The 18,546-nt window shown below is 63.8% G+C and carries 21 protein-coding genes; 6 read left to right on the forward strand and 15 right to left on the reverse strand.

Annotated elements, in window-relative coordinates; translation table 11 throughout:
• The first annotated feature begins 167 nt into the window (after positions 1-167).
• Complete coding sequence (locus ACHL_RS21100) at positions 168-794, forward strand: hypothetical protein (RefSeq protein WP_012623152.1); 627 nt, start codon at positions 168-170, stop codon at positions 792-794.
• 39 nt (positions 795-833) lie between these two features.
• Here ACHL_RS21100 and ACHL_RS21105 read toward each other — a convergent pair whose 3' ends face one another.
• Positions 834-1,784, reverse strand: a complete 951-nt coding sequence (locus ACHL_RS21105; protein WP_012623153.1) for a DNA cytosine methyltransferase — start codon at positions 1,782-1,784, stop codon at positions 834-836.
• A 776-nt stretch (positions 1,785-2,560) separates the two neighbouring features.
• Here ACHL_RS21105 and ACHL_RS21110 point away from each other — a divergent pair.
• Complete coding sequence (locus tag ACHL_RS21110; RefSeq protein WP_012623154.1) at positions 2,561-2,794, forward strand: hypothetical protein; 234 nt, start codon at positions 2,561-2,563, stop codon at positions 2,792-2,794.
• 231 nt (positions 2,795-3,025) lie between these two features.
• The gene (locus tag ACHL_RS21115; RefSeq protein WP_012623155.1) at positions 3,026-4,843 is read left to right on the forward strand and encodes a helix-turn-helix domain-containing protein; all 1,818 of its coding nucleotides are present in this window, start codon (positions 3,026-3,028) and stop codon (positions 4,841-4,843) included.
• Here the strand turns inward: ACHL_RS21115 and ACHL_RS21120 are convergent.
• Positions 4,827-5,204, reverse strand: coding sequence for a helix-turn-helix domain-containing protein (locus ACHL_RS21120; RefSeq protein ID WP_012623156.1), 378 nt, complete (start codon positions 5,202-5,204; stop codon positions 4,827-4,829). The genes ACHL_RS21115 and ACHL_RS21120 overlap by 17 nt on opposite strands.
• A 1,639-nt stretch (positions 5,205-6,843) precedes the next feature.
• Between ACHL_RS21120 and ACHL_RS21130 the strand changes: the two genes are divergently transcribed.
• Positions 6,844-7,668: a ParA family protein gene (locus tag ACHL_RS21130; RefSeq protein ID WP_012623158.1), complete on the forward strand. Its 825-nt coding sequence runs from the start codon at positions 6,844-6,846 to the stop codon at positions 7,666-7,668.
• A 428-nt stretch (positions 7,669-8,096) separates the two neighbouring features.
• Complete coding sequence (locus ACHL_RS21135) at positions 8,097-8,390, forward strand: ParB family protein (protein ID WP_012623160.1); 294 nt, start codon at positions 8,097-8,099, stop codon at positions 8,388-8,390.
• Positions 8,391-8,818: 428 nt separating this feature from the next.
• Here the strand turns inward: ACHL_RS21135 and ACHL_RS21140 are convergent, their stop codons facing one another.
• Positions 8,819-9,691: a hypothetical protein gene (locus tag ACHL_RS21140; protein WP_012623161.1), complete on the reverse strand. Its 873-nt coding sequence runs from the start codon at positions 9,689-9,691 to the stop codon at positions 8,819-8,821.
• Positions 9,691-10,107: a hypothetical protein gene (locus tag ACHL_RS21145; protein WP_012623162.1), complete on the reverse strand. Its 417-nt coding sequence runs from the start codon at positions 10,105-10,107 to the stop codon at positions 9,691-9,693. Before ACHL_RS21145 ends, ACHL_RS21140 begins: the two co-directional genes overlap by 1 nt.
• 84 nt (positions 10,108-10,191) lie before the next feature.
• On the opposite strand from ACHL_RS21145, the gene ACHL_RS21150 reads away from it, so the two are divergent.
• Positions 10,192-10,986, forward strand: coding sequence for a metallophosphoesterase family protein (locus tag ACHL_RS21150; RefSeq protein WP_157672510.1), 795 nt, complete (start codon positions 10,192-10,194; stop codon positions 10,984-10,986).
• Between the two features lie 57 nt (positions 10,987-11,043).
• On the opposite strand, the gene ACHL_RS21155 is transcribed toward ACHL_RS21150, so the two are convergent.
• The 11 genes from ACHL_RS21155 to ACHL_RS21205 form a co-directional block, all read right to left on the reverse strand.
• Complete coding sequence (locus tag ACHL_RS21155; protein ID WP_012623164.1) at positions 11,044-11,448, reverse strand: Asp23/Gls24 family envelope stress response protein; 405 nt, start codon at positions 11,446-11,448, stop codon at positions 11,044-11,046.
• Between the two features lie 4 nt (positions 11,449-11,452).
• Entirely contained in the window at positions 11,453-12,211 is a 759-nt protein-coding gene (locus ACHL_RS21160) for a hypothetical protein (protein WP_012623165.1), read from the reverse strand.
• A gap of 75 nt (positions 12,212-12,286) precedes the next feature.
• Positions 12,287-12,835: a hypothetical protein gene (locus ACHL_RS21165; RefSeq protein ID WP_012623166.1), complete on the reverse strand. Its 549-nt coding sequence runs from the start codon at positions 12,833-12,835 to the stop codon at positions 12,287-12,289.
• A gap of 39 nt (positions 12,836-12,874) precedes the next feature.
• On the reverse strand, positions 12,875-13,390 hold the full coding sequence (locus ACHL_RS23580; protein ID WP_012623167.1) for an RDD family protein: 516 nt from the start codon (positions 13,388-13,390) through the stop codon (positions 12,875-12,877).
• Between the two features lie 26 nt (positions 13,391-13,416).
• On the reverse strand, positions 13,417-13,863 hold the full coding sequence (locus tag ACHL_RS21175) for a hypothetical protein (protein ID WP_139187260.1): 447 nt from the start codon (positions 13,861-13,863) through the stop codon (positions 13,417-13,419).
• A gap of 33 nt (positions 13,864-13,896) precedes the next feature.
• Complete coding sequence (locus ACHL_RS21180) at positions 13,897-14,535, reverse strand: hypothetical protein (protein WP_139187261.1); 639 nt, start codon at positions 14,533-14,535, stop codon at positions 13,897-13,899.
• A gap of 58 nt (positions 14,536-14,593) precedes the next feature.
• Positions 14,594-15,505 carry a hypothetical protein gene (locus ACHL_RS21185; RefSeq protein WP_012623170.1) on the reverse strand — a complete coding sequence of 304 codons (912 nt, stop codon included), beginning with the start codon at positions 15,503-15,505 and terminating at the stop codon, positions 14,594-14,596.
• Between the two features lie 17 nt (positions 15,506-15,522).
• A complete protein-coding gene (locus ACHL_RS21190) occupies positions 15,523-16,248 on the reverse strand; it encodes a hypothetical protein (RefSeq protein ID WP_012623171.1) in 726 nt (241 codons plus the stop codon).
• Positions 16,249-16,259: 11 nt separating this feature from the next.
• Positions 16,260-16,799: a hypothetical protein gene (locus ACHL_RS21195; RefSeq protein ID WP_139187263.1), complete on the reverse strand. Its 540-nt coding sequence runs from the start codon at positions 16,797-16,799 to the stop codon at positions 16,260-16,262.
• A gap of 169 nt (positions 16,800-16,968) precedes the next feature.
• Complete coding sequence (locus ACHL_RS21200) at positions 16,969-17,547, reverse strand: hypothetical protein (RefSeq protein ID WP_012623173.1); 579 nt, start codon at positions 17,545-17,547, stop codon at positions 16,969-16,971.
• Positions 17,544-18,521 carry a hypothetical protein gene (locus tag ACHL_RS21205; protein ID WP_012623174.1) on the reverse strand — a complete coding sequence of 326 codons (978 nt, stop codon included), beginning with the start codon at positions 18,519-18,521 and terminating at the stop codon, positions 17,544-17,546. Before ACHL_RS21205 ends, ACHL_RS21200 begins: the two co-directional genes overlap by 4 nt.
• Between the last annotated feature and the right edge of the window lie 25 nt (positions 18,522-18,546).

Here is an 18,546-nt window from a genome sequence, read left to right on the forward strand (position 1 = left end):
AACCTAAATCGGTTGTTGTTGCATTGGATGCATCAAATGGGAGTACCGCAGCAGGCGAAATGTAGAGGCTGCAGCCGCCAGACTCTTGTCCATCCAACAGGGCTGCTGCCAGTTATGGGATATTTGGTCACACCAAGAATCAAGCGCCGCAGGATGGAGCTGTAGACATGTCCGACGATTTGATGAGACAAGCTGCGGACCTTGAGCGGGCACGGGAAGCTGAGCGTCAGGCACAAGCAGCGCGACTGAAGGCAGACCGTGAGAGGCACAAGTTCGCCCATGTGCAGCACGAGATTGAGCGGCAGATGAAGGAGCTCACAGCATTCACGGTGGAGTATCTCAGATCACGAACTATCGCCCCTGCCAAGCTGTACAGCGAGAAAAAGACGCATGGGACCTACCGGGATAACGTCAGCTTTGAATACCACCGTTACTCGAGCTGGAGCTCCGATGAGGTTATCGCGGAAGCCTGGTCGCTTCTCGGAGGTGCGATTTCGGCTGATGGAAAGTGGTGGTGGCAATATGAACCACCGCAGTCGGAAACCAGAACTTGGTACGGGTCGACCACCAGCGAACTCGTCGACAAATTGGCCAAAACCGGAGAGTGCACCTTGGGAACGTACCGGATAAAGGTTGTGGACGAAGGCAACGGCGACGCTCGACTGCTGGCCTTTGACGAGGAATTTGGTTTCGCCTCCATCACAGGCGATCCGGGCCGTAAGCTCCAGGACGTCCTCCTTGAAGCTGTTGTGGAGAGTGCTGAAAGGGCTGCGACGAGGAGTTCGAGCCAGTAAAGCGACTAAACGTCGCAGCCCTGCAATCCCTCTTCGAGGTTAGGCTCCGACCTCGGCCAGCAGCGCAGCGGCCACCTGAGGTGCGACCACGTTGGCCGCCTGAAGGAACTGACGGGACCGGCTGCCGGACCATGGGAATACGTGCGGGAACCCATTGAGCACACCGGCCTGGGAACTCGTCAGGCGGGAGCCGTCAGACTCGCGGGCCCAGGTCCGGGCCTTCTCCGTCAGGCACCATGCAGGGTTGTCGGTGCTGAACAGGTTCCCGCCGCCGGGCTTGCGGTTGGCCCGGGTCCGGATCTTCTCCCCCGCTCCCCACCCCAGTGCTGCTGCGGCACTGACACGGGCAGTGCCGGGTGCCGGTTGCGGGATGCGGACCGGCTGGGTCTTGTGGGCGATCAGGAATGCTCGGCGGCGGCGGGACGGGACACCGAAGTCCATGGCGTCGAGCATGCCGACGTCCACGAACTCCCAGCCTGCGGAATACAGCTCGGCGGCGATGTCTTCCCACATGTACTCCAGGGCCGGGACCTGTTCGAGGATGAACCATTCGAGGCTGGGCAGGGCGAAGGCGAGACGGACGGCCTGCAGTACCAACGGGGTGCGCTGGTCCTGAACGACACCGGCGGCGTCTTCGAACATCTCCTCCCAGGTGCAGGCGCAGCCTGGCTCGGCACCGATGTGGGTGATGACGTCCAGGACGTGCTGGTAGTCGTCGGTGAGCCCGGTGCGCTTGCCGGAGGAGGAGAAGGTCGGGCAAGGGGCACTGGCGATCAGGCCTTTCACGCGCGGGTAGTCGCTGGGCTTCACGTCCAGGACGTTGCCGTGAACCCGGTTGTACCCTGCTGCGCGGGCCGTCTGCACGGCGGCTGCGTCCAGCTCGATTCCCACGAAACGCTTCGGATCGATACCGGCCAGTTCGGCTCCCCGGTCCCAGCCGCCAGGACCGGCGAACAGGTCCAGGATGTCGGGTTCGACAATGGCTGCCATGGCGATCTCTTTCGGGTCGGCGGAACCTTGCACACCCGATGTGTACGGAGGGGCCGGTCCTCTCCCCCGGCGGGCTGTGTTCACAGGCGTGGGAGCGGTGAACCATAGCGAAGCCAGGCCCACAAGCTGATCGACCCCAGGGCACACTTGCCGGGCCGGGCGGGGAGACCACCAGTTTCGTGCAGAGCATCGAGTCAGCGTCACCCCCAGTTGCGCCGGCGGCACCCTCCCCTGCCCTCGACTAGACTCGACAGGGCCTTTTCGCGCGACACCCAAGCCGCCCCCTCAGGGAGAGGGCCAGTCCTCAGCCGAACACTGTCCGCTGCCGTGCAGCGTCGTTTCGTTAGTGTTAGCTGAAAAGAGCACTGGCTCCCCCAGGTGTCGCCGGCCCGGGTCTGGTCTGGTGATAACTGAAAACACTAACGCGCTGAACAGGCCTACCAGCCGCCAGGCGCCCAATATCGCCCAGGGGTTAAGGCGGGGGTGAAATGGAGTCCCGCGGGCAAAGATCCGCGCCGTTCCGGGCTAGATTCAACAGAGCCCGGGAAGAGGACCTTGATGCGGTGGACACTGCGTCGGTCGGCATGTTCCCGCATTGCTGTTTACTGCGACACGCCAGTGTTATCTGTAAACAAATACCCAGATGCTTTCGGCACTGGTGCTAACTTCGAATCAACCGGAAATCCCGTTAACAAAAATACGGGTTCCCGGTTGAAGCACCAACGATGAAGCAGTTCGGCTACCCAGAGGCTGGGCGAGATTCAAAGGACGAAACAATGAGTGCAGTAATCAATCGTGGACGTGGGCGCCCCAGCAAGGGCCTCCGCAAATACATTGGCTTTCGCGTGCAGGAAAAGACCGCGGACGACGTTGCGCTGGTTGCCGCTGCAAAGGGCATGAGCGTTTCGGACTACGTCTCGTCCGCATTGGCGCGGTCGCTTCAGGAAGATTTAGCGATGCGGGACCATTTCCACCACCAGGAGGAGCTTCCTATCCGTATGGCCTCATAAACACAAAAAGGAGGCCCGCTACTTAGCGGGCCTCCGAAGCTTGAGACTTACCTTCTGAACATGCTTGGCGGCGGGACAGATTGTAAGTCGAAAGGTAGATCCTCACAGACCTACCGGATTTAGTTATGTAAACCAGTCTGGCCGGACTGGTCCTTTGTTATTCCCTTGGAGAGGAATACGTTCATCGTACATCAGCACGCCCGCGTGCTGCCAGCACCGTTTTCTGCTGGCGTGTCACGTGAGGATAACGATCCTGCCCGCGCATGGGCAGCCTTGGCCCCCCTCCTGGCGGGGCAGCCGCGCGTCCGGCTCTCCCGTGACGCGGGCAAAACCTACCCGTTGAAGCACGAACGTGCTCTGAGCGAGGACCTCCCATCGCTGCCGGCGGCGGTCAGGATCTTCGGCAAAGACGGCACCTGCGCAGCCCTCTTTCTTGACTTTGACTCCTCTGTGGCCGGTGTCGACTGGGTGCTGGCAGACGTTCGTGCCGTCCAGACCTGGCTTCACTCTGTAGGAGCCCGCTGGATCGAGGACTACTCCCCCAACGGCGGCCGACACGTCTACATTCCGCTTGCGCAGCGGGTCACCTTCTCTGAAGCGCGGGATCTTGTCGAGGCGCTGGGCACGCGGTACCGGACCCTGGACAAGACCCCGCACCAGAACCTTCTTCACGGCTGCATGCGTACCCCTGGTTCCCCCCACAAGCGCGGCGGCCACCAGGAACTCGCCATGTCACTTTCCATGGCATACGACATCGCCCGTCGGCCCAATTCCCCTGCGGTATGGTCCGCTATGACCGCCGACCTGGCAGGTGAGATCAGCGCTGTCCGGGCACTGCGTCTTGAGGACACCTTCACCCCGGAAACCAGTGAAGTTCCGAAGATCCAGCACCCTGCCGGCCGGATGTCCCGCGCGATGCAGCTAATGGCCCAGACCGGTCTCTACGACACGAACCGGTACGCCACCGACTCTGATGCCCGCCAGGCGATCATCACCGGTGCCGCGGCAGCTGGCCTGGAGCTCGTGGACGTGGAGCGCAGGATGCTTCAGGGCGTGTGGCCCGGACTTGCCTCCTTCTACGCCCGCTATGCCTCCCGCCACCGGATACCGGCTCTCCGGCGGGACTGGATCAACGCGGTCGCCTACCTCAGCAAAAACCCTGCCAAAAGAGACACGAATGACAATGTCCGCAGATCCCCCACAAGCCAGCCAAATACACAGCCCCCAGCACCTAAGGGTCTGAATCCAGTTTCGGTGAATCCCGATGCAGAGCATCGGTACATCCGGACGTGGCGAAATGCACTCCGCATCAGAGAGGTGAACTACCAGCAGTCCAGAACAGGCATGGCTCGGCGAATGGTGTTGAGGTCACTGGGGGAGGCAGCGCACATGACGGCGTCCCGGTTCATCGAATTCGGCGTCCGTTCCATTGCTGTTGCGACAGGCCTGGATCACACCACCGTCGCGTTGCACCTGAAGGCCCTGCGGCAGGAGAAAGACCCCCTGGTTACCCTGGTGGAGGAAGCCCGCGGAACGAAGGGCGATCTGTATATGCTCACCGTCCCCGAAGACCTCAAGGCCGCGGCCGAGGACGCCGCCTGGCAGAAGGGGAAGATCCACGCCCTGCGTCCGGTATTCCGCGAACTGGGGCTGCCGGCAGCCTTTGTTTACGAGGCACTCGAGCACTCCCCCGCCATGCCGACATCCGAGATCGTTCGCGTAACCAGACTCTCCCGCTCCTCGGTTCACGAAGCCCTCGAAGTGCTGTCCGCCTGGAACCTGGTGACCAGGAACGCCGGCCGGTCCTGGTCTGTCGTGGCATCGACTTCCCTGAAGCAGCTGGCAGAGCAGTTCGGTGTCCTGGAAGCGGTTGCGGCCCAGTTGCAGCGCTACCGCGTGGAGCGGATCCTTTGGCGCGAGTGGCTATCGAAGCACGTCAACACCGTTGCCGAGCTCCTCTCCCCCGGCGAAGATTACCCCTGGCATCAGTTCGAGGGACCGCCCGATGATTGGGCCCTGCCGGACATCGCGTTCAGGAGGGCCGGGTAGGGTTCGCGGCGACAAGTTGGAGCAGTGCCTGGGTTCCGTGGGCGAACACCTCGGGCACCGTCCGCGAAATCAATCCGATGTCATCCAACCGCATGACCGCTGTGCCCCGCAGGATGCGCGTCAACCGCTGGTAGTTCAGCCCGGTCGTCTCGGACAGAGCCTCGATGGTCATGCCCCGCTCGTGGAGGGCGAGACGGACCTCCCTGGCAAAGGCATGCTGGGCCATCGCACCGGAGACACGGTAAGTGTTGTCGGGGGTCTCCTGAACGAATTCCGGACTTAGCTTCTTGCCGAACTCCCGCGGATTGCTTAGCTGCGAACGTGGCTCGTAATGGGAGCCGTTGTCGCGGAGCATTGCCATGGAATGAAGATACCCCTGACCCGGGTAGCAGTGACACCGCACTCCCCTGCTACCGCCGGCGGCACTGGAGGGTGGGCCTGTTTGCGCTAATGGTTCTATTCGCGGGAATGGAACCATTAGCCCCGCTCCCCCACCTCTGCGGCTGTGTAGTCACGGTCGCTGAAGCAGGCGCAAATGTCACCACTTCATGCGTCGGATGATCACCAATAGTTCACGCAGCCCCTATCCGCCAACCAGATCACTCACCCGTTTGGGCGGACCCAAATGGAACCATTGCCGACTGTGGCAGCATTCGGGATGCCACTCCCCCACCCCGGCGCGCAGCATTCAAATGAAAATCGGCGACCTGTATGGCCAAACATCTCAGCCACTGCTCGACGATGCGACTGACCTGCACCACTCCCCCAGCCGGAGTTCAGGTCCTCGTGCGCCAAGGGCATTTGGAACCATTACCGCAGTGACGCAAAAGGTACTATTTGCTCCTGGCCTAGGCGTACTACTGCCGTCAACCCGGTGAGGCGGCCGGCCCGGGATGCGAGCTGCCCTTTGACCAGGGCCCAGTCCAGATCGCCAGACTCGATGTCCAGCCCAAGTGCAGAGGGGCGGTGAACTCCTGCAACGTGGCCCAGGGTCAACGATTCTGCCAGCTGGTTATCGGCGTAGCCGGTAAATGGTACTAAATGCGCATAGCCCACCGTTTGCTCCGCCGTGGGCTGCGACGTAAATGCCACCGTTTCCGCATATTGCGCCATAGAAGCTCAGAGTGGCTTTTCCGCAAATGCCACCGTTAGCGCATACGCCGCCATTGGCGCTATCAGTTCTTCTACCGGAAATGCCACCATATGCGCACGTGAGGCGCGGACGGACGCCGCGGCAGCTTCTCGCAATTACCACCATTTGAGTAACAACGGCCGTACGCGAGCTTCTGGAGTTGTTTGAGAAAATGCCACCATTGGCGCCCTGGACGACTGATGTTCTCCTTGCGCAAATACCACCATAGCCACGTGGGGTCGGCGACGGGGATAGTAGTGCGGTCTTGTCGGAGCCGTTCGGACGGGGAGACTCGTTGTAGGTCAATATTGGAACCATTTGCGAATCCGCGTGAATGCTGGCCTCACTCGGTAATGAGGGTTGTGGCTAGGCTGTGCCATAACGATGCCGGGCGCAAATGGAACCATTGTCCGTCGCCTCCTGGTCGATCTGCGGGGCGAGGTCCCGCAAGCCCAGGACTCTCGAATGGTTCCATTTGCGAATGAGACGGAGTTCAAGTCAATGGTGGCATATGCGCTAAAACCGCTAATGCCGGTTTTTGCGTCAAGAGTGCCATATGCGCCAACAGCTCTTATGCCGCCGTTTGCGTCAACGTTACCTTTCCCGCAAATCCCGCCCGTGGTCCCGTTTGCGCGAATGGTGGCATATGCGCATACACCGCCGTTCGCGGTAATGGTTCTTTTTGCGCCAATGGTGGGTTTCGCGCCCATGGAACTATTTGCGTCGGCGGCCCGCGTGGCGTCCGGAGAGCAGCGGATCACCCGGCTAATCTGGGGGCATCGGTTCCCGGCCCGATGAGCCCCGCCACAGGTGGGCCCTTCTGCCGCGCCGTATTTGTATGAGCAGTGCAACGGAAGGTACGCAAGAGATGTCGGCAATAATCATCGCCGTCTGCAACCAAAAAGGCGGCGTTGGCAAGACGACGCTGGTGACCGGCTTGGCAGAGGTTTTTTCTCGGACCCTGCGCAAGAAGGTCCTTGTCATAGACGCTGATCCCCAGTACAACGTGACCTCGGCCCTGGGCGTGACCGATCCGGAGTTCACCCTCAACGACGTCCTCTACGGTGACGAGTCGAACAACCAGAAGATCATGCCCGGTGTTGCCGCGGACGCCATCATGCCGGCGGGGGAGGCCTGGCAGCCCCGTGCGGACAAGAAGGAGAACTTCCCACAGCTCGACCTGATCGCCGCCGAACGGAACCTGGCTTCCCGGGAGCGGGACTCCATGATGGCCCGGGAACACCGGCTTCGGATCGCCCTGAAAGGGGTCACCGACGAGTACGACATCGTCCTCATCGACTGCGCCCCGTCCCTCGGCATCCTGACGGTCAACGCCCTGACTGCCGCCACTCATGCACTGCTCGTGACCGAACCGCGGGTCGCCTCGGTAGAAGGTCTCTCGGAGATCGTCACCACCATCTCTGAGGTTCAGGAGAACCTGAACGAGAACATCGAGCTCCTTGGCGTTGTCATCAACAAGCAGAAGAAACGTGCAGACCAGATGCACTGGATCGAAAAGGTCAACGCCAACTTCGGCGACCTCGTCCTTGAGCCGATGCTGCAGGACCGCGAGGTGTTCGCCAAGGCGCAGGCCGCATCGCAGCCGTTGCGCGCCTGGGGATCGGAAGCGGCACCGCACAGAGGCGACCTGGTGATCCTGGCCAACAACATCTGGAAGGGCGCACAGTCATGAGCACGCGGCCCGGACCGGCGCCGGAGCGTGGCGGTACGCCTGCCGGCCTTGATGCACTCCGGAGAAAAGGTGGGCTGAAGAAGGCCCGCAGCACCAGCGTTATTGCGGAGATGACTCGGGTGGAAGACGAAGCTCCGATGCCCGCAGCGCCAGTCGTCTCCGAGCCCGTCGCGGCGGCCGAGCCGGAGCCGGACCGCGCACCCAAGTCTGAGCCGGCTCAGGTGCAGCCCATGCCCGTTCAGCAGGCCCCTGCCGCTCCGGCAGCCGCTCCTGCGCCAGCGCCTGAACCCACCTATGTTCAGCCTCAGCCTCAGCCTCAGCCTCAGCCTCAGCCTCAGCCTCAGCCTCAGCCTCAGCCTCAGCCTCAGCAGGAGGTCGCCTCCTACGCGCCACCGGTAGAGGCGCAGCAGGCCGCTTACGCGCCGCCAGTGCAGCAGTTCATCGCGCAGCAGACCCAGCCACAGCAGTCGGCTCCTGAACCGCCCGTGGTGGAGAAGAAGACATACCGGAAGACCAGCTTCTTCCAGTCCAGGGAATCCGGGGCCCGGATGCGGTCCGCTTACATGGCGACCCGGCACCTCACCGGCTCAAGGACGCTGTCGGATTTCATCCTGGCCGCAGTGGAGCGTGAGGTGGAGGCCCTCGAGCGGAAGTACAACGGGGGAGACAGGTTCACCGCGGATCCCGGCAGTGTCCCGCGCGGCCGTCCCCTGGAGACCTGACCGGCCGGGCCGTTCCCCTGGCGGCAGGGTGAAATGCAGGGTGAAGTCTGCACTCCAGTGGACCTCGTTGTTCATGGCCGTCATAGATTGGTTGTGGACATCAGATCGCGGCACGGGGCCGATCTGCGAGGGGACTTCATTTGAGCATCAAGGTCAGCTACCGGACTACGCTCGCGTGTGATGGCGGCGCATGGGGCAAATGCCTTCGGTCGTCTATGACGACCTTCGAAGCGATCACGATGGCTGCAACGATCCGCGCAGCCCAGCGCTCCGCTTGGGCGGTCACCGACGAGGCGACCTGCCCGTTTTGCTGAACGCCATGCGAGTCGCTGCTGCCTCTCTCCGGGGCGGATAAGCGGCGACACGAGCGGAGGCCCGCGGAAAGAATTCCGGGGCCTCCTCGGGGCGCACAGCTCTGACCAGGTGACCTACCAGGCGTGCTCGTCGAACGTCTCGCCGACGATCGTGTTGACGTTCGTTTCACCTTCCACCAGGAGTCGGGTGAAACGCTCCTCGTGGTAACTGTCCTCGTTGTGGGGGAGTCCTTCGGCGAATCGTACGGCAGCCTTTGAGTACGCGAGCATGGCACCCTGTTTCGTCCACTCCTGCGTGCCCCAGTCGTTTTGCGGGATGGAGCCGTTGTGTTGCTGCATCTCGACAGCCCGGGCCGTGAAGTAGCCGGCCAGGCGGCGTGCCCGCAGTGATGTCAGAGGTGCGGCGGTGCGCTTTTTGATCTCAGCAGGGTGGAGCGCCTCGTGATCGGCCCCCACAGGCAGACCCAGCATCAGGACTTCGCCACGACGGCGTCCGATTGTCTCCGGATCAGCGTCAGCATCCATCAGAGCTGCGGCCACCTCTGCTTCACCAAAGGCGACCCCCTGGTAGTAGGTGTCGCCGGTGCGGTTGGTCGAGTCCAGCGCGTTGCGCATCCGGACGAAACTTCCGCGAAGGGCGCGGTCTGCCTGGGCCTGGTCAATCGTGGAGGTTTCCGGGTCGGGGTTGTGGTCCACCGGGGGCATGACAGTGTCCAGGTACGCCTCCCACGGCACCAGACGGTCGGCTTTCAGATGCAGCGAGCCGCCGCCGTCCAGATTGACGGTCACATTGCCGTTCTTGTCTTTGCCGGGCTCGGCGATCGTGCCGAACTCGTTGCCGGTCATCACGCGGGTCCCTGGGGACATGGCGAAGACGTCTTCCGATTCCTTCAGCATCTGCAGCTGGATGGACGGGTCTGCGTGTGCGGTCGCCGCGAACTGGCCTCCGGCCGGGATGCCCTTGGGCTGCCGGGCAGTGACGGTCATCAGCGGCCGTCCTTGAGGGCGTAGACGCCGTCCTCGATGTCCTCGTTCTGCAGGTCAATGAGATGCTCGCCCAAGCGGCGTCCTGCCCCTTCAGGGTCCGCGGAGCCAGGATCCTGGTGCTCGGCCACCACATACCGGTCGATAGCAAGGCGGAGGAGGCGGTCATCGTTGCGGAGATCGCGGACCACTGCGCCGGCGTCGCCGAATTCGCCACGGTCCAAGGCGTCGTAGATCGCTGACCGGGCGACCCGTGCTTCGTCCAAGGGGTTCAGACGGTCACTGAGGAGTTCCGCATGCGCGTGCGCCTGGAACGAGGGCCGTGCCGTCAGGACAGCGGCCGGCTCGGCATGAGTGGTCGCGGCGAACTGGCCGCCTACAGGAATGCCTTTAGGCTGGCGGGCCGTAATCGTAGTCATACCAGGAAGGTGTGCGGCTGGATGCGTTTCCGCCAGCATGTCGGAGCGGAGCCTGGACACCACCGTGCCGTACACATAATGGGAATGGAAACACTCACTCAACTTGATATGGTCCACGAGGTCCCGAAGGTGCTCATTGCCGGGGATTGGCACGGCAACACCGGCTGGATGCACCAGGTCCTGGCATGCGCTGCACGCGACGGCTACAAGGTGATCATCCATGTCGGTGACCTGAAGGTCCTGTGGCCCGATGAGTACTACCCGGACTTCGCCGACTACGGCGGGTTCACGGCCGAGCTCGTCGCAGACCTGGAGCGTCTGGGGTTGGTGTTCATCTTCGCCGACGGGAACCATGACGCCCACCCGGCGCTGCGGGCCTTGCCCCTGAACGCGGACGGTTTCGGTGCCATCAGCGACCGGCTGCTGTACGCACCACGCGGGCACCGGTGGACCCTCGGGGGAGTGCGTTTCGGAGCCCTCGGCGGCGCCTACTCGATCGACCGGGGCTGGGGCACTGAAGGGCGCGACTGGTTCCTGGAGGAGACTGTCGTGCCGGAGGATGTTGCAGCGCTCGGCACAGAACCGCTCGACGTTCTCATCAGCCATGATGTGCCAGCCGGCATCGACCTGGATGAGGGCACGATGGACGTGCCCGAGGCGATCGAGCGGGAGTCCTACATCGTCCGTTCCCTGCTCCGCGAGGCGGTACGGAACACTGAGCCGAGGCTTGTCTTCTCGGGCCACTGGCACCAACGCCGCACTGGCCTCATGCCGGGAATGGAAACCCGTGTGCACGTTCTGGACAAGGAGTTCAAGGCAGGAAACCTGGTCACGTTGGACCTGTCGACCCTGGCCGTGGAGGAATACAAGCCGGTATGACTTGAACACAGAGGGCCCGTCCATGTTGATGATGGACGGGCCCTCTGGTGTTGAGCGCTAGGCGAAGCAAGCCCGTAGGCTGCTCAGTGTTCCTGTGCTCGTCGTGCAGCCTATGTCGGACGGGCCGATATTGATGGAGCCGTCTGGGCTAAAGACACCCATCGCTAACGTTCCGTCTTCGATCCGGGGATCCTTCAGGATCTTGGTGAGCGCCCCCTTCGCGATGCTCTTCAGCTCGTCCTCGTCCGAGCTATCGGCGGTGATTTTCAGCGTGATGAACGTCCCCGAGGTGTTGGCGTTGACGTGAGCATTCACCGCGGTGACGCCGGGAATGGATTCCGCGTTCTCGTGGATGGCCCCTTCAATCGTGGCCTTCTTCTCTTCGTAGCCGCATGCAGACACGGTGGCTCCGGTAGCTATAAGCAGCAGTCCGAAGACAAGCAGGCGTAGAAGTCGGGTCATGGATCTAGTCTTGCTTGGTCGTCACCGTCAGGAGGGTATTGACCCGGGCTTTGAGGTTTTCCAACACCTCGAACTGGCGGTGCTCATCGAAGCTGTTGTTGTCGTCCAGGATGTCCTCCATGGCGACGACACCGTGGTTGGCGGCCTCGACCAGGTCGGTTTGCTCATCCAGGGAAAGCGTCCGGGTGCGGGGGTCGTGCTCTTCGGCGATGAACGGATCCGGCGCGTTCAGGGCAGCCTGGAGGTTGATGTCCACCGTCTTCCTCTGGCGTTTGCCGGTTCCGTGGATGAAGCCGACGCCCTCGGTCCAGCCGTCATCGTGGAACTCGAGGTCCGTGACGAGTTCGCGGATGTCGGGGCCGTCCTGGACCATCTGCTCGAACGTCCACTCGTCGTCGTAATCGGCTTCCGGCATATTCAGCTGCAGGAGTCCGCCGTCGACGTTGGCGATGGAGACCGGAGCATACTCGTCACGGCCGTCCTGGTCTGCGCCGACCCGGAGCGTGACGGCGCCGGGAAACCGGGCCAGGATGGTGGCCGCAACGCTGCGCAGCGAATGAGCGGCCTGGATCCGTTCCATCCGCTCCAGCTGCTCGTAGAGGCGCCGGCGCTTGGCGAAGACGGCTTCCCGGTCCAGGAAGCGCTCCGTGACGGTCTTGGTTTCCGGTTTCTGGAGTTCGATGGCCGGTTCGGCATGGGCAGTGGCAGCGAACTGGCCGCCGACGGGAATGCCCTTGGGCTGGCGGGTGATGTCTGTGGTCATACCCGGGATGTGTACGGCTGGAACGCAAAAGTGCCGGGGCGATGACGCCCCGGCACTCCTAGCGGTTGGTGCGGCTCAGTCCTTTTGCTCGTCGGGCAGTGACGCGTTCAGGGCCGCGTGCAGGTCGATGTCGACGGTCTTGAAGTCGCGCTTACCGCCGGTGATCTCGCCGATCTTGTGGGCCCACCGGTCATCCCTTGGGTTGAAGTCCCAGACGAACTCCTGGATCTGCGGGGCGTTGGGAATCATTTCCTGGAACGCCCATTCGTCGCCGTCGTCCACATGCTCCAGCACGGTCCCGTCTTCTGCGGTGATAGAGATGGCGTCGAACTGGTTTTCGCCGTCCTGGTTCTCGGAGACCCTGAGGGTGGCGGCATTCGGATACTTGGCGAGGATGGTCGCAGCGACCCCGCGGGCAGAGAGGCGCTGGGAGTGCACATCCAGGGTGTCGTAATCTTCCCGGGCTTCGTCCCGGCGCTCCCGAACAGCGTCGCGGTTCGCTATGAACTCCTCGATGCTGGTCGAGCCGGCAGGGAGGGTGATCTGGGGCTCTGAGTGGGTGGTGGCGGCGAATTGGCCGCCTGCTGGGATGCCCTGGGGCTGGCGTGCTGGGATGGCTGTCATGGTTCTTCTTCCTGTGGGTTGGTTTTTCTGGAGTGCTGGTCAGGCGGCGACCGGTGACTGCCCCTGGTAGACACCCGCGTCTCTTCGCACAGCGACGTATCGCGTGTCGGTCTCGCCGGTCCCGTTCAGCATCAGGGTCAACAGTGCAAAGAGGACCCAGCCGACCGCGCGCAGTCCTCCATGCAGGAAGCCTGCGGTGTTTCCGTTGTCGATGTCGACGACGCGCATCCGCGTCGCTGCCTCACCGAGCGTGCCGACGGTGCCCGCGATACCGCCATAGAGGAAGACGACCGCGAACAGGAGGAGCCCGACGGCGGTGACTGACTGCCATTCCTGCAACACCAGTCCTGTCGACTGAAAGGCCATCGCCATGCCCTCGGCCAAGGCGCTGACTCCGGTTACGACGACCGCAATGTCCAGGGCCCTTCCCAGGAGGTACCGCCGAAGCCCTTGCGGGACGTAGTGACGTCCAGTGGCGTGGTGAACCAGGGTCGTCTTCCTGGTAGACGGGTCAACGAGGGCTGCGGCGCTGGCAGCAGCGGAAGCGGAGGTCATCTCAGGCTTTCAGTTGTGGTCTGGGTTCAGACGTAGATGAAGGTGACCGGGGCGATCTTGCCGTCCTCGGTTCCGGTGTCGAGCGTGTCACCGTCACCGTCCAGGTCGACGGAGAAGTTGCGCCGTCCCTGGCCGGAGAGCGTTACAGCGGCGCCGAGCTCACTGACGAGGACCACACCATTTCCGTGGGCCTGGTCGGCAGCCGGGTAATAGTCGAAGGTGTCCACTTCGTAGCCACGTTCCTTGGCCCACGCCTCGGCGACCTCGACGCGCCTCCAGTCCGGCGCATCCTCGACCGCTGCCCACACTTCGCGGGCGGCCTGCAGCGCTTTCGCATCGACGAAGTATTCGCCCAGCGGCGCCTTCCCCTCTGGCGGAGCCTGGAGGGTGACGTTGGCCTCGGCATGGGCAGTGGGTGCGAACTGGCCGCCGGCAGGGATTCCTGCCGGCTGGCGGATGATGGTTTCAGTCATGCTCTGTTTGTGTGCGGCCAGCACGCGTAGCGCTTAGTACGGCTCGTAGACCGGGTGCTCGTAGCGGATCCGGTCGGTGTCGGTGCCGTTGGAGAGGTAGATCTCGCCTTTGCCGAAGGGCCGGAATCTGTTCTTGGCCGACGGGCAGACCAGAGTGAGTTTGCCGCCCTCATCGCAGTCGGTCGTGACCTTCGTATCAGCGGCGGCCAGGACGATCGCTTCGGCGCCGGGACCGACGTCGATGGAGTTGCCCCAGCCGGAGCGCATCCGGATGATTGCGGTCCCCGAGGTCACTTTCAGATGCGGAAGTCCGGAGGTGACGTCAACGACGATCGGGCGGCCGTCCTTGGGTCCGACGATCTCGACCCGTTCACCCGGTTCAGAATCCGGGGCGTTGGTGTGGTTCAAGCGGACGACCCTGATCTTCCCGCCGTCTTCGCCGCGGGTGTTCTTCAACAGGCGCCGTGCCTCGGTCTTCGTGGCAGGGTACTTCTCCTCGATGTCTGCGTCGGGGCCGGCCAGGGCAGCCAGTTCACGTTCGTACAGGTGACGTTCGGTGACGAATTCGGCGCGGCCGTCGGTCAGGACGATGCCCGGTTCGGAGTGGGTGGCGGCGGCGAACTGGCCTCCGGTGGGAATGCCTCTGGGCTGACGCGCTGTAGATGTGCTCATGCCCATGATGTGTGCGGCTCAGTCCGCCAGGCGCCGGAATGCCTGGCAGCCGCCCGAGTCAGGAGATCCATGTGTCGTCGTCGATGATGCCGCGGGACTTGAGAGCGGCTGCCGCTTTGTCCTGGATGCTGTAGTTGTCCTCAGTGTCCCCGTGGTGTTCGAACTCGATGGTCGTCCCGTCCTCGGCGTACATGGCGTAGCTGCCGCCTCCGAGGTCGTCGACGCTGTAGGTGGCCAGCCCTTCCTCGACCATGATCTCGAAGTCGAAGATCTGGTTGGACTCATCCGTTGCGGTGTCGACGTCATCGGATGCGTTGTCACCGCTTGGGCCCAGAACGGTGGTTTCCGCGCTCTCGCGCAAACCCCAGTACCCGTCCGCGCCCGAAAGCAGCAGGCCGGCGGCAAGATAACCCCGGTGCCACGCTTCGCTCGGGGTCCGCTTGAGCAGCGTGCGCCAGTGCTCCCGGTCCTCGAAGGACGTGCGTTTGCTGCCGGACACCTGCAGGGCGTGGTCGGCGACGTAGACAGGGGTTCCGCCGGGTTTGAACCGGTCCAGGCCCGGCTCGTAGTGGTCCATGCGGCGCTCGTACAGGGAAGCGACCCCGGTGCGGAGGCCCTGGGCGAAGTCGTCGTAGGCTGGGTCCTTGGTTTCCAGGGCCTTGGCCATTGCCCATTCGTGCCAGGCATTGAAGGCTGCCCGGCGCTGGGCATTCACGACCCCGCGGGAGAGCGGACCATCCATGACGGTGCCCACGACTGCGTCGACGCTGGCGTGTTCCCCGAACACCCATTCGGCGGGGCGCGGCTCAGGGCAGCTGGCGTGCCGGCCAAGGAAGGTGTCCTCTGGCAGGACGAGCTCCGAGGGGGAGTGGCTCCCGGCCAGGCTGATGCCTGGCTCGGAGTGGCTGGTTGTGGCGAACTGGCCGCCGGTGGGGATGCCCGCGGGCTGGCGCGCAATGTTGTCGGTCATGCCAGGTCTGTGTGCGGCTACCACCAGATGGTGGGGCGCTCCACGGGAAGCCGGCTCTCCTCGGGCCCGTCCTGATGGACCACCGCGCCGTCCTTGGCCGCGATTGTGCACCTGCGGCCGCCGCCGGTGACGTACATCTGGCCGGTGCCGGTTGCCCGGACGTCGACGTTGGACTCGGTGGACATCGCCACGCGGGCACTGCCGGACCCGCGGGTTTCGACGGTGTACTTGTTGTCATCGTCCACAACCACGCCGGCGCGCGCGCCGTCCTCGATTACGGTGCGCCCGGCGATGCTCTTGAAGCCACCCTGAACCTCCACCTGGACGTTGCCGGAGATGACGTGCAGGGCATGGAAGCCGTCGTGGATCCTGATGACCAGCGGGGCTCCGGTGTCCGGACCGACAACCTCGTAGATGTCGTCCCGGGGCGAGCTGCGCCGTCCAGGCACTGCAATCAGGTCAACGACGCGTCCGCGGCTGCGGGGGCAGCGCAGCGCACGGCGGATCTCGGTGCGGGTAACAGGCTCCCGGTGCTCGAGTGTCGTCTCGGCGCCGGCTTCGTTGTAGTTGAAGCTGCCGTCGCCGTTTTCCGACAGTTCATACGGCCGCCACGGCCTGGTCGCTGAGGCCTCCAGGTGCGGGCGGGCGAGGGCCAGGGCCGGCTCGGCGTGGGCGGTGGCGGCGAATTGGCCGCCGGTGGGGACGCCTTTGGGCTGGCGTGCTGCGAATGTACTCATGCCCATTTTGTGTGCGGCTAGGCTACCGTTCGGTCGAAAGCAGCGTGCCGGGGTTGGTGGTCGGGCTGCTCACTGAGCAGATGCCCGACCCCGGTCACAACGGTGAGAATGTTGACCCGCAGGGTCGTGCCGGCTGCCTCCACTCCCTCGATGGCCGCGAAAGCACCGGCTGATTCCTGGTGCAGTTCCGCTGCCACGGCGTCAGCCCATTCCCCGGTCCGGTGGGCCGGCAGGTAGCGTCCGGCGCCGTCCAGAACATTGGCCAGACGGTTCACGCGGCCGTCTTTGACGGCAAAGATCAGGACCGCGGCGTCCGGGTGGCGTTCCAGTACATGGTGGGACGCGGCGGCGCAGGCAAGAGCCCGCTGCTGCTGGCTGACCATATCGAGCTGGTCCTGGAGGAAGGTCCTGCGGCGGGCCAGGAGCAGAGCTTCAGTCGCTGCCCTGGCGGCGATGTTCTGAGGCGTCGGACTGGCGTGCGGGTCCGAGCGGAACGAGGGGGCGACCGGGCCGCCGATGGGAGAATCCTGGGGGTGAAGGACTGCTGAAGTGGTCATGTTCTGCATGTGTGCGGCGAGGGGACTCTGCGGCGACGATGTTCCAAGAAATTCATAGGGTCTGTGTAGTAGGCGGCCCGGGGCCCCTGTTCGCTGGCCAATCGGTGCCCAGGAAGAGTGCTTTTCGGAGCTTTCCCTTCCTGGGCGCCCGGCGGGCGGCCAGCTGCCCCTAGTGTTCCTGGCGGCGGCGGCCGTCGAGGTAGATGATGTGCTCTTCGGTCTGCGGGTCGTAATCGCACCGGGTGTCGGTGTCCCAGATTTCACTGTGTGGGGTGATGCCGGCCAGTGCCTCTGTCACCGATGCCGGATCCGCCCCTTCGACGGTGCGGCGTGCCCAGTCGCCGTCGGGCCCCGCGGCGTAGCGTGCACCGAGGAAGCCGTCGTCGGCAGTCTGGACGAAGGTCGGAATCATCTGCTGGTCACCGATACGGGTGGCCCTCAGTCGGAGTTCTTTCGCGCCGGGGAGAACCTGGCGTACGTGGACGATGGTGGCGTTCAGCATCGTCTGGTCCATTGCTTTGACTGCCTCGGCGAGCTGCCGGCGGCTGTGGTGGACCTGCCGGGTCACTTCGGACAGGGACGGGCTGCCGTCAACGGCCTGGCCGGTGATGACGAGCTCCTCGCGGGTCATTTCGCGGGGCTCGCCGATCCGGACCCCGACGAGGGAGGCCCCTTCAGGCTCGGCATGGGCTGTGGCGGCGAACTGGCCGCCGGCGGGGATGCCCTTCGGCTGGCGTGCCTCGCTCAACGTCCGGCCTCCTTGGCGGCAAGGTCGGCGGCCCAACGTGGTGCGTCGGGGTCGGCCGCGGCCTGAGTGAGGAGGTTGCCGAACACGGTTTTGGCGTGTGCCTCGAAGTCGCCGTTGTCCGGTTCGCTGTGCAGGCCCTCGAAGACGGCGGCCATTTCGATGTCTGCCGCCGGGCCTGTCAGCAGGTCACCGTCGCGGTCCACTGTGGTGGCGCCGGTCGCGAAGTTGTGGCTGACGGTGGTCCACATCCCGTCGTCGTTGCTGGCGAGTATTTCAGCGTAGGCCTCGCCGCGGGAGTTTTTCTCCAGCCGGACATCGCGCAGCTCGTAGAAGTCTCCGCTCGACAAGGGGGTGGGCGAGCTGTTGTTCGCGTCGGTGACGGCCAGGTCCCAGAGTGCGCTCTTGATGGAGTCCAGGTTCGATTCGGGTGTGACGTCCTCGGGTGCGGTTTCCAGATGGAAGGAGTTTTCGTCGTAGCGGTCCTCATGCCAGACACTGAAGCCGCCGTCTTCGGTCCGGCTGAGGACCAGCTCCCGGTCGGTGGGGGACTTGTACGCCCAGGCCCCTTCTTCGATGTCAGGGTTGTTCCCGGTGTATGGGGAGAGGTCACCGGTCAGGCCGGCGGCCGCGAGCTCGTTCGGGAGGCTGTTGCCTGTGCCGGTCACGCGCAGGGGACGGTCCCCCTGGTTGAAGACGAGGTTGATCCCGTGGATGTCTTCGTAGGTGCAGCCGTTCGCGGCGGCCAGTGTTGCGACGTTCTCGTCGTAAACCGCTTCGGGACTCTTCTTCAGCAGCGCAGCGATGTGGGTAGCGGAGGAGTGTGTGAGGCCGGCGCGTGCAGCCGCGCCCATCTCGGCAAAGGACGCCTGCTCGTCGGATGCGGATAGGGCGGTGCCTGGCTCGGAATGTGTGGTCGCGGCGAACTGGCCGCCTACAGGGATGCCTTTAGGCTGACGGGCAATGTTTTCTGTCATGCCCTGTCTGTGTACGGCCCGGTCC

Origin of the sequence: Pseudarthrobacter chlorophenolicus A6, assembly GCF_000022025.1 — a bacterium.
Classification (GTDB): Bacteria; Actinomycetota; Actinomycetes; order Actinomycetales; family Micrococcaceae; genus Arthrobacter; species Arthrobacter chlorophenolicus.